4 protein-coding genes are annotated in these 11,324 nt (G+C 35.7%); all 4 read left to right on the forward strand.

What is annotated here, in order from left to right:
* The first annotated feature begins 81 nt into the window (after window positions 1-81).
* The 4 genes from L1276_RS17350 (at window position 82) to L1276_RS17365 (ending at window position 11,319) form a co-directional block, all read left to right on the forward strand.
* The gene (locus L1276_RS17350; protein WP_253789977.1) at window positions 82-3,408 is read left to right on the forward strand and encodes a glycoside hydrolase family 2 TIM barrel-domain containing protein; all 3,327 of its coding nucleotides are present in this window, start codon (window positions 82-84) and stop codon (window positions 3,406-3,408) included.
* A gap of 306 nt (window positions 3,409-3,714) precedes the next feature.
* Window positions 3,715-7,101 (forward strand): glycosyl hydrolase, encoded by a 3,387-nt coding sequence (locus L1276_RS17355; RefSeq protein WP_253789978.1) that lies wholly within the window; start codon window positions 3,715-3,717, stop codon window positions 7,099-7,101.
* Between the two features lie 347 nt (window positions 7,102-7,448).
* Window positions 7,449-8,882 (forward strand): sialate O-acetylesterase, encoded by a 1,434-nt coding sequence (locus L1276_RS17360; RefSeq protein WP_253789980.1) that lies wholly within the window; start codon window positions 7,449-7,451, stop codon window positions 8,880-8,882.
* 106 nt (window positions 8,883-8,988) lie between these two features.
* Window positions 8,989-11,319, forward strand: coding sequence for a DUF5703 domain-containing protein (locus L1276_RS17365; RefSeq protein ID WP_253789981.1), 2,331 nt, complete (start codon window positions 8,989-8,991; stop codon window positions 11,317-11,319).
* Window positions 11,320-11,324 lie beyond the last annotated feature (5 nt).

Raw genomic sequence — 11,324 nt, forward strand, 5'->3', positions numbered from 1 at the left:
CAGGATGGCTACCAATCTTTGTAGAATATCGCGCGAAGATTTCTCATTCCTCGAAATGACAAAAAAACTAAAAATAAAATAATGTTTCAGTCAATTCAAAATAATAACTTTTCAAGGTTTCGATTTTCGATACCAACATCGGTATTCACATTTGTCATCTTACTTCTAACAACTTACACTCAGGCTCAATCCGTTACGGGAGAACCTGCGGGAATTCCAGAATTACATAAAAAATACGAATTCGCTCCGTGGGAAGATCCAACGGTTACAAGCATCAACAGACAACCTTCGAGAGCAACAGCTTATTCGTATACGTCTGTTGAAGATGCATTAAAAGGAGACAGAACCAAAAGCCGAATCCAGATGTTAAACGGCGATTGGGATTTTAAATACGCTGTAAACCAAAAAGAAGCTTCAAAGGATTTTTATCAAAACAAAGTATCTGGTTGGGATAAAATCGAAGTGCCTTCCAACTGGGAAATGAAAGGATACGATAATCCAATTTACAAAAGTGCTGTTTACCCGTTTCGACCAATAAATCCGCCTTATATCCCTAAAGATTATAACGGAGTTGGTTCTTACCAAAGAAGTTTTACCGTGCCAGAAAATTGGAAAGAGATGACCGTGACTTTGCATTTCGGAGCCGTAAGTTCAGGTTTTGAGGTTTGGTTAAACGGAGAATTTTTAGGTTATGGAGAAGACAGCTTTCTGCCATCAGAATTTGATATTACGCCTTATTTAAAAGCAGGAGAAAATATTGTTTCTGTTCGTGTAATCCGTTGGACAGATGGTTCTTATTTAGAAGATCAGGATCACTGGCGCATGAGTGGCATCCAGCGTGAAGTTTTCATTATGGCGGAACCAAAACTGCGCATTCAGGATTTCTTTGTTCAAACGAAATTAGACAAACAATACACAGATGCAATTTTTAAACTGCGTCCGAAAGTTGAAAATTTGACAGGAGAAAAAATCAAAGACTATACGATGAATGTTCAATTGTACGATGCCAATAATACGGCAATGTTCAAAGAACCGCTTCAAAGACCTGTGATTGATTTAATCAACGAAAGTTATCCTCGTTTGGATAATGTACGTTTCGGATTCTTTCAGGAAACCATTAAAAATCCAAAAAAATGGAGTTCAGAAGAACCGAATTTATATACGATGGTCATTTCGATAAAAGATAAAAACGGCAATGTTACCGAAGCGAAAAGCTGTAAAGTTGGTTTTCGTTCAATTGAATTTTCCAAAGAAAACGGAAAAATGCTCATCAACGGAAAAGAAACTTACGTTTATGGCGTAAACCGTCACGACCATCATCCCACAAGAGGAAAAGCGGTCACAAGAGAAGATATCAAACAAGATATTACTACGATTAAAAAGTTCAATTTCAACTTTATACGTACAAGCCATTATCCAAACGACCCTTATTTCTACGAATTATGCGATCAATATGGTATTATGGTAATGGACGAAGCGAATCAGGAAACTCACGGAATTGGCGGGAAATTAAGCAACGATCCTCTTTGGACAAATGCTTATATGGAACGAATGATTCGAATGGTTGAAAGAGACAAAAACCATCCATCGGTTGTCATGTGGAGTTTAGGTAACGAAGGCGGAAAAGGCCCAAATCATTCGGCAATGTCGGGCTGGGTTCACGATTTCGACATTACACGTCCCGTACATTACGAACCAGCGCAGGGAAATGCAAAATTAGATGGATACATCGATCCGCTTGATCCTAGATATCCAAAAACAATCGATCATGCATATCGATTCGAAAATCCGCAAGATGATTCGTATGTTGATATGGTCAGCCGTTTTTATCCGGGTGTTTTCACACCGAAATTTTTAGTCGATCAAAAGAAAGATACAAGACCAATCATTTTCGTTGAATATTCTCATGCGATGGGGAATTCAGTTGGAAACCTAAAAGAATTATGGGATGAATTCCGCTCACTTCCAAGAGTGATTGGAGGTTGTATCTGGGAATTTAAAGATCAGGGATTAGTAAAATTTGATTCCAGATCTGGTCAGAATTATTTTGCTCACGGAGGAGATTTTGGCGAAAAATACCATGATGGAAACTTCAATACAAAAGGAATTGTAGATTCTAACGGAAAACCAAAAGGTTCTATTTTTGAGAATAAATGGGTGTATCAGCCAGCGGTTTCGACTTTAAACGGAAATCAGTTAGAAATCAAAAATCGTCAATCGGTTAAATCATTAGAGGGTTACATTCCCGTTTTAAAAGTGTTGGAAAACGGAAACGTAATCAAAACTCAGATTTTAAAACCATTTAAAGTAGAAGCAGGACAATCAACAACATTAGATATCAGTTCTTATCTTCCAAAAATGAAAGCAGATGCTGAATATATTTTAAATATAGAATTCCAGCTTTCAAAGGATGAATTATGGGCTTCAAAAGGTTACGCTGTCGCGGAAGATCAGTTTATATTGAAAAAGAAAGAAGCCGTTTCTCCAGAATTTAAAAAAGAAATTTTAAACGTTTCTGAATCCGATTCCGATTTCAAAATCAAAGGAAAAGCTTTTGATATTACAATTGGAAAAACAAACGGAGCTTTGAGTTCTTATATTTTTAACGGAGAAGAACAAGTTTTTGCACCGCTATTGCCAAACTTCGTAAGACCACTTACCGACAACGATAAACGTGGATGGAAATCGCAAAAGTTGTTGAAACAATGGTACAAAGCAAAACCAAAATTGGTTAACATTTCAATTGATAAATCAGCTTCTGAAATTAAAATAACAAGCGATTACGAAGTTATAAAAGATAGTGCGAGCGTAAAAGTGATCTATAATATTTTACCAAACGGATTAATAAAAGTAGATTACAGTTTAAAAGCATCAAACAAATTACCGAACATTCCAAAAATCGGAATGCAGATGGGAGTTCAAAGAAAATTCGATCAGATTTCATGGTACGGAAAAGGGGAATTAGAAAATTACAGTGATAGAAGTTTTGGTTCGTTTGTTGGGAAATATTCACTTCCAATTAATGACTTTATCGAACATTACCCAAAACCGCAGGAAAACGGAAACAGATGTGATGTAAGATGGATGGCACTGAGCACTCCGCAGAAAAACAAAGGATTTTTAGTAGTAAACGATTCAAAAGTTTTAAGCATGAGCGCATGGCCATACACACAGGAAAATTTAAGTTCTGCAAGTCATACATACGATTTGAAAGATCCAGGATTTTTAACAGTAAACATAGATTTAATTCAAATGGGAGTAGGAGGAAATGATAGTTGGACCATTGTTGCACAGCCATTAGAACAATATCAAATTAAGTCAGGAGATTATCAATATAGTTTTTATTTGACGCCTTTCAACGGATCGAAGAATGAATTGGAAAATAGTTTGAAGAAGTTTAAATATTAGATAATTGATAATTGATAATTGATAATTGATAATTGATAATTGATAATTGATAATTGATAATTTTAAAATTAAGAACTAAAAGTTTAAGGTACAGTTTGTCATTTCGAGGAACGAGAAATCACACAAGAAATTCGACAAAGATTATGAAACATAGCCCGAGGTTTCAACCTCGGGAAACGTATGTTGAAATCCCGTTACGTCCCAATGGTTGAAACCATTGGCTATGTTTATAATAACAAATAATATATCAAACCCGACAGGTTTCAAAAACCTGTTGGGTTTACAAACGAAATAAAACAAAGAATAATGTTTCAAAAAAAACACCTCTTTTTTATACTCCTTTTGGCGAGCATCGTCTCGGCACAGGAAATCCATAAAAAAGAATCTTTTCAGCCAACATTAGAATCCTCAAGACCTTGGGTATATTGGTATTGGATGAAATCGGCGTATTCTAAAGCAGGAATCACGGCCGATTTAGAAGCGATGAAACAAGCCGGAATTGCAGGTGCTTATTTAATGACTATTAAAGGCCCAGCAAATCCACCGTTGCTAGATCCACCGGTTTTACAGTTGACGCCTGAATTTTGGGATATGATTCATTGGGCTTTTAAAGAGGCAGATCGTTTAGGCTTAAAACTGGCTTTTCATGGGGCTGACGGATTTGCCGTTGCAGGAGGTCCGTGGATTACTCCAGAAATGTCAATGCAGAAAATAGTTTGGTCAACAACTGAAATTTTAGGAGGAAAGAAAATAGCGCTAAAATTGCCAGTTCCAGAACATTATAAAGATTATTATAAAGACATTGCAACTTTTGCGATTCCGATAAAAGAATATCAAATTACTTCGCAGATACAAGTGCCAAAAGTAACGACATCAAACAACACAGATGCATCTTTTTTGGCTGATCCTAAAAAAGACGAAAACTTCAAGTTTGCCGATGCAGGCTGGATTCAGTACGAATTTGCACAGCCTTTTACCTGCAAATCTATTGTAATAGAAACCAAAGGAAGAGATTTTCAAGCACAGCGTCTGATTGTGGAAGTGAGCGATGACGGAATCAATTTCAGATTCCACGAAAGAATGATCGCACCACGTCACGGTTGGCAGGATATGGATTTCCCGAATACACATACTATTACGCCCGTAACAGCAAAATATTTCAGATTTGTTTATGATCCAAAGGGAACAGAACCTGGAGCAGAAGATTTGGATTTTGCCAAATGGAAACAGAATCTGAAATTGAGTAAAATTACACTTTCAAATCAGTCATTAATAAATAATTACGAAGGAAAATCAAGCGCAATCTGGCGTTTGACTCCGCAGACTACCGACAAAGAAATTCCAAATTCTGATGCATTCAAAAAATCAGAAATTATCAATATTTCGAATTTTGTTGATGCTGATGGAAACTTGAATTGGAAAGCGCCAAAAGGGAAATGGAAAATTATCCGAATTGGACATACTTCGACAGGACATGAAAATGCAACAGGCGGAGCAGGAAAAGGACTGGAAGTTGACAAATTTAATCCAGAATTAATTCGTTTTCAATTGGATCATTGGTTTGGAGAAGCAGTTCGTTCAGCTGGTCCAGAATTGGCTTCAAAAGTTCTGGAAATTCTGCATTTTGACAGCTGGGAATGCGGAAGCCAAAATTGGTCTTCGGTTTTTCAGGCTGAATTTAAAAAGAGACGTGGTTACGATCTTGTAGATTATCTTCCAGTTATGGCGGGAATTCCCGTAGAAAGTGCTGATTTTTCAGAGAAAGTTTTATATGATGTTCGAAAAACAATTGCCGATTTAGTAGCTGATAATTTCTACGGAACTGTCGCTCAAATTGCAAAAGAATATAACGTTAAGTTAAGTTCTGAAAATGTCGCTCCGACAATGATGAGTGATGCTTTGCTGCATTATAAATATGTCGATTATCCAGGTGGCGAATTTTGGCTGAAAAGCCCCACACACGACAAACCTTTTGATATGGTCGATGCTATTTCGGGCGGACATATTTACGGAAAAGATATTATTCAGGCAGAATCTTTTACGGCTCTGAGAATGGATTGGGACGAACATCCCGGAAATCTAAAAACAACAGCTGACCGAAATTACGCTTTAGGAATCAACCGATTATTTTATCACGTTTTTGTACATAATCCATGGACAGACAGAAAACCGGGAATGACTTTAGATGATATCGGAACTTTTTTCCAAAGAGACCAAACGTGGTGGAAACCCGGAAAAGCTTGGTTTGATTATTGTCAAAGAGTACAGTTTCAATTGCAAAAAGGGAAACCTGTAATTGATTTAGCGGTTTTTATTGGCGAAGATTTTCCTTCCCGTTCTTTTGCGCCGGATCGTTTGGTGCCATTTATTCCGAATGTGTTTGGAAAAGAAAGACTCGAAAGCGAGAAAATCCGTTTAGAAAATGAAGGTCAGCCAACGGCTAAAATGCCAAAAGAAGTTACTTATTCTAAAAATATCACCGATTTATCACAGTGGATTAATCCGTTAAATGGTTATCAATATGATTCTTTCAATGCTGATGTTTTAATCAACAGAGCGAAAGTGGTAAATGGAAAAGTAACTTTTGATGGTGGAATTGAATACAGTGCTTTATTCTTTCCAGGAAGTCATAAAATGGCACCGAATAAGATTTTATCTTTGGCTTCCGCCGAAAAAATCCTGCAGTTGCTAAAAGACGGTGCAACCATTTTTGTGGATGAAAAACCAAATATTCAGCCGGGAATTCAATCAGAAGCCGATCAAAAGAAATGGCAGATTATAATTGATGAAATCTGGCATAACGCCAACTCATCTTCATGGAAAATCGGAAAAGGTACGGTTGTAAAACTGCCATATTTAGGAAATGATTTTACTTCTATCGGAATTGCTCAAGATGTTTATTTTCCAAATTTAAACCGAGCTGATTCAGAAACATTGGCGTGGGCACATCGTAAATCGGATACTGAAGATATTTATTTCATTTCCAATCAAAAAGGAGAAAAAAGAATATTTAATTCTTCTTTCAGAATTTCAGGAAAAGTACCGCAATGGTATAATCCTGTGACAGATCAAACTTCGGCTTTAGCCAATTGGAATATAAAAAACGGAAGAACAATTGTTTCTATAACTTTAGAGGCCAACGAATCGGGGTTTGTTGTTTTTAAAAATGAAACAAAAGAAGTTTTAGCAAAAGGAAAATCCTCTGAATTTGAAAAAGTACAAACTTTAGACGAAAATTGGGAATTACAATTTGATTCAACATTTAAAGGTCCAAAAGAAGTGGTAAAAACAAACAAACTTTTTGACTGGAGCACTTCTGAAAATGATCAAATTAAGTATTATTCAGGAACTGTTATTTACAAAAAAGAGTTTATCTGGAAAGGAAAAGATAGTAATAAAATTTGGTTGGATTTAGGTGAAATCGCCAATATCGCCGAAATCAAAATCAACGGAAAAGATTGTGGGACGCTTTGGACTTTCCCTTTCAAAACAGATATTTCAAAAGCTTTACAAAAAGGAAAAAATTCGATAGAAATTAAAGTGACAAATACGTGGGCAAATAGATTAATTGATGATCAAAAATTACCAAAAGAAGAAAGATTAACGTGGACAACAGCGCCATTTCGTTTGGAAGGCGAACCGTTGTTGAGAGCGGGGTTGTTTGGACCGATTATGATTTTGAAAGAAAAATGATTTTTTAGCCACAGATTAAAAGGATTATGAGGATTTTTTTTCAAAGAGAAATTATATAATTGTCTCTAACTAAATTTTGATCCAATTGAAAAAATATATCGCTCCTCTGGAGCTTTTGTAGAATGATGTTGTTTATTCTATAAATATTTCGTCCCTCTGGGACTTGTTGAGTGGGATCGTAATATTTATTGAAAGGAATTTAAAGATATGTATTTATTTCAAAATTTATATCATTAGGAAAGATGAAAGAGCTCTGGAAGAGCGAAATATTTATAGAAAATAATAGTACGAAAGCAGTTTAGCTCCAGCGGAGCGACACATCTTTTGAGAATTTAAAGAATTAAAAAATGAAGAATTTTAAACACATTTTTGTTATTATAATTGCATTTTTAGTGAGTTTTCAAATCAATGCAAAAATCAAATTACCAGCTTTGTTTACTGATAACATGATGTTACAGCAAAAATCAAACGCACCCATTTGGGGCTGGGCAGAAAAGAACGCCAACATTGTAATCAAAACTTCTTGGGATTCTAAAATCTACAAGGTAAAAGCAGACGCTTCAGGAAAATGGAAATCAGAATTACAGACTTCTTCTTTTGGAGGACCATATATAATTGAAGTTTCAGAAGGAAACGAAAAAGTAACCATCAAAAATGTTTTGTTGGGCGAAGTTTGGCTTTGCTCTGGACAGTCGAATATGGAAATGCCGTTGAAAGGATTTCAAGGTCAGCCTGTTAAAAACGGAAACGAAATCATTGTAAGATCAACCAATAAAAATATCCGTTTAATTACGATTCCAAGAGCGACAGTTTTAGAACCATTGCAAGATTTTGAAGGAAAATGGGAAGTAGCTTCTCCAAAATCGACTTCAAATTTTAGTGCTACGGCTTGGTATTTTGGATCGCTTTTACAGGAAGTTTTAAATGTTCCTGTTGGCTTGATTCATGTTTCATACGGAGGTTCGAGCATGGAAGCGTGGATGAACAAAGAAATGCTAAAAGATTTTACAAGCGCTAAAATTCCAACTACAAAAGAAGAATTGGTAAAAGATCCCAATCGTGTTCCGACAACTTTATTTAACGGAATGCTTTCGCCTGTAATTGGTTACGGAATCAAAGGCTGTATCTGGTATCAGGGAGAATCGAATTACGAAAGAGCAAATGAATATACCGCTTTAATGAAGAAAATGGTCAGCAGTTGGAGAACGTTATGGAATCAGGGAGATTTTCCGTTTTACTATGCCCAGATTGCGCCGTTTAATTATGCTTCATTTCATCCAAAAGATTATTTAGAAAAATACAATTCGGCTTATTTAAGAGAAGCGCAGTTTAAGGCTTCAAAGGAAATTCCAAACTCAGCAATGGCAGTTTTAATGGATGTTGGAGAAGAAAACAATATTCACCCAATGGAGAAGGAAAAAGGAGGAAACCGATTGGCTTTTCAGGCTTTGGCAAGAATGTACGGAATTGAAGGTTTCGAATTCGAAAGTCCGAAATACAAATCGATGGAAATAAAAGATGGCGCTGTAACGGTTTCGTTTGATGATGTTGCCAACGGAATTACCTCTTATGATAAAGAAGTTTTAGGTTTTGAAATAGCGGGAGCAGATAAAGTTTTCTATCCAGCAAAAACGGTTGTAAGAAGAAAATCGGTGGTTTTGACTTCGGATAAAGTAAAGAATCCAGTTGCAGTTCGCTATTTATGGAAAGATTTCGCCAAAGCGGAATTGTTTAGTGCAGGAGGTTTGCCGGTTTCTTCGTTTAGAACGGATGAGTGGTGATACACGGTCGCTCCTGCAAGGTTTTCAAAACCTTGTAGGTGTTGATTGATTTGAAACTTAAAAACGATACCTACAAGGTTTTGAAAACCTTGCAGGAAAGAAAACGATGAAAAATAATATACTATTAATACTTCTCCTCACCACGCTTTGCCTTAAAGCGCAAATTCCTGCGCTCGATAATTACAATCAAATCTGGACAACACAAAGCAATAATTCATCAGAATCGATGCCTTTGGGTGGTGGTGATATTGGTATGAATGTTTGGGTAGAGAAAGGTGATTTATATTTCTATTTTTCACGAAGCGGAACTTTCGACGAACATAATACTTTATTGAAATTAGGACGTGTGAAGGTGACTTTAAGTCCAAATCCATTCGCAGAAAAAGAAGGTTTTTATCAGGAATTAAAACTGAAAGACGGTTACATTTTAGTTGGGCAGAATGAAACTAAAATAAAACTTTGGGTCGATGTTTTTAAACCTATTATTCATGTCGATTTAGAAAGTAAAAATCTATTGAAAATGACAGCGTCTTATGAAAGCTGGCGTCATCAAAACCGTATTTCAAAAGGAAAAGAAAACAATGCCAATTCTTATAAGTGGGCACCTCAGGGAGATCTTGTCAATTTTAGAGATTCAATTGCTTTTGAAAATAACGGCATAAAATTTTATCATAAAAATAGAGAAAATACTGTTTTTGATGTAGCGGTTAAACAGCAGAAGATGGAATCTGTTAAAGATCAAATGATGAACCCGATTGCTAATCTGACTTTCGGTGGATTTATGAAAGGCGAAAATTTAAAACCAAACGGAACTTACTTAGGAAAATATCAGTCAACCGATTTTAAAGGTTTTAGTTTATCAAGTGTAAAACCTTCAAAAAAGCATTCATTAGAAATTTATTTAAACACCAGTCAATCTGATTTTTCTACTTGGGATAATGGATTAAAAAGTTTTATTTTATCCAATAAAAATACTTCAAAAAAAGCAGAAAAAAACACTCAAAAATGGTGGAATGATTTCTGGAACCGCAGTTTTATTTTTACTCAAAAAAATCAATCGATTGAGAAAGATTCGGTTTATCAAATCGGACAGAATTATCAGTTGTTTCGATATATGCTGGGATGTAATGCGTACGGAAAATATCCAACAAAATTCAACGGTGGACTTTTTACCGTTGATCCCGTTTACACGAATAAGGATTTAGATTTTACACCCGATTTCAGAAATTGGGGAGGAGGAACGATGACAGCTCAAAATCAGCGATTGGTTTATTTTCCGATGGTAAAAAGTGGTGATTTTGATATGATGAAATCACAGTTGAGTTTTTATCTCGATTTGCAAAAAAATGCTGAATTGCGTAGTAAAGTCTATTGGAAACATAACGGTGCATCATTCACAGAACAATTAGAAAATTTCGGACTCCCAAATCCAGCAGAATACGAATGGAAACGCCCCGCAGATTACGATCCGGGAATGGAATATAATGCTTGGCTCGAATACGAATGGGATACGGTTTTAGAATTCTGCCAAATGATGTTGCAGCACAAAGAATATGCGGGAGAAGATATTCAAAAATACAATCAATTTATTATTAGTTGTCTTCGTTTTTTTGATGAACATTATCAATATTTAGCAAAACAAAGAGGCAGAAAAGCATTGGATGGAAACGGAAAATTAGTTCTTTTTCCAGGTTCAGCTGCTGAAACTTATAAAATGACCAATAATTCGAATAGCACGATTTCAGCTTTACAAATTATTACAGAAAATCTTTTAAACCTTTCAGGAAATCAATTGTCAAAAGAAGACGTTGAATATTTACAAGCATTTCAAACTAGAATTCCGCCTTTGAATTTTGGACAAATCGAAAATCATAAAGTTTTACTTCCTGCCAAAACTTGGGAAAGAGTTAATAATTCTGAAGTCCCGCAATTGTATCCCGTTTATCCGTGGGGAATTTACGGCATTGGAAAACCTGATTTAGAAACAGCTTTAAATACATGGAAATACGATTCTGATGCTTTAAAATTCAGAAGTCATATTGGATGGAAACAGGATAATATTTTCTCGGCTCGTTTGGGTTTAACCGAAGAAGCAGCAAAATATAATACGCTAAAAATGGCGAATTCAGAAAGACGCTTTCCAGCTTTTTGGGGTCCGGGATTTGACTGGGTTCCAGATCATAATTGGGGCGGATCGGGTATGATTGGTATGCAGGAAATGCTTTTGCAGGAAGCAGGCGAAAAAATCTATCTTTTTCCAGCGTGGCCAAAAGAATGGAACGTTCATTTTAAATTACATGCCAAACAAAATACTACAATTGAAGCCGAACTCCTTAATGGAGAATTGAAGGTTTTAAAAGTAATTCCAGAAGAAAGAAAAAAAGACATTATAAATCTGTTAGGAAAATCTGAAGCAGAGAAAATGAAATTAAACTAAGACAA

Source organism: Flavobacterium sp. HSC-32F16 (assembly GCF_024171645.1).
Lineage (GTDB): Bacteria > Bacteroidota > Bacteroidia > Flavobacteriales > Flavobacteriaceae > Flavobacterium.

What these genes read in the sequence shown, in the direction of transcription:
- L1276_RS17350 (WP_253789977.1), top strand. Translation starts at nt 82, where the DNA reads ATGTTTCAGTCAATTCAAAATAATAACTTTTCAAGGTTTCGATTTTCG.
- L1276_RS17355 (WP_253789978.1), top strand. Translation starts at nt 3,715, where the DNA reads ATGTTTCAAAAAAAACACCTCTTTTTTATACTCCTTTTGGCGAGCATC.
- L1276_RS17360 (WP_253789980.1), top strand. Translation starts at nt 7,449, where the DNA reads ATGAAGAATTTTAAACACATTTTTGTTATTATAATTGCATTTTTAGTG.
- L1276_RS17365 (WP_253789981.1), top strand. Translation starts at nt 8,989, where the DNA reads ATGAAAAATAATATACTATTAATACTTCTCCTCACCACGCTTTGCCTT.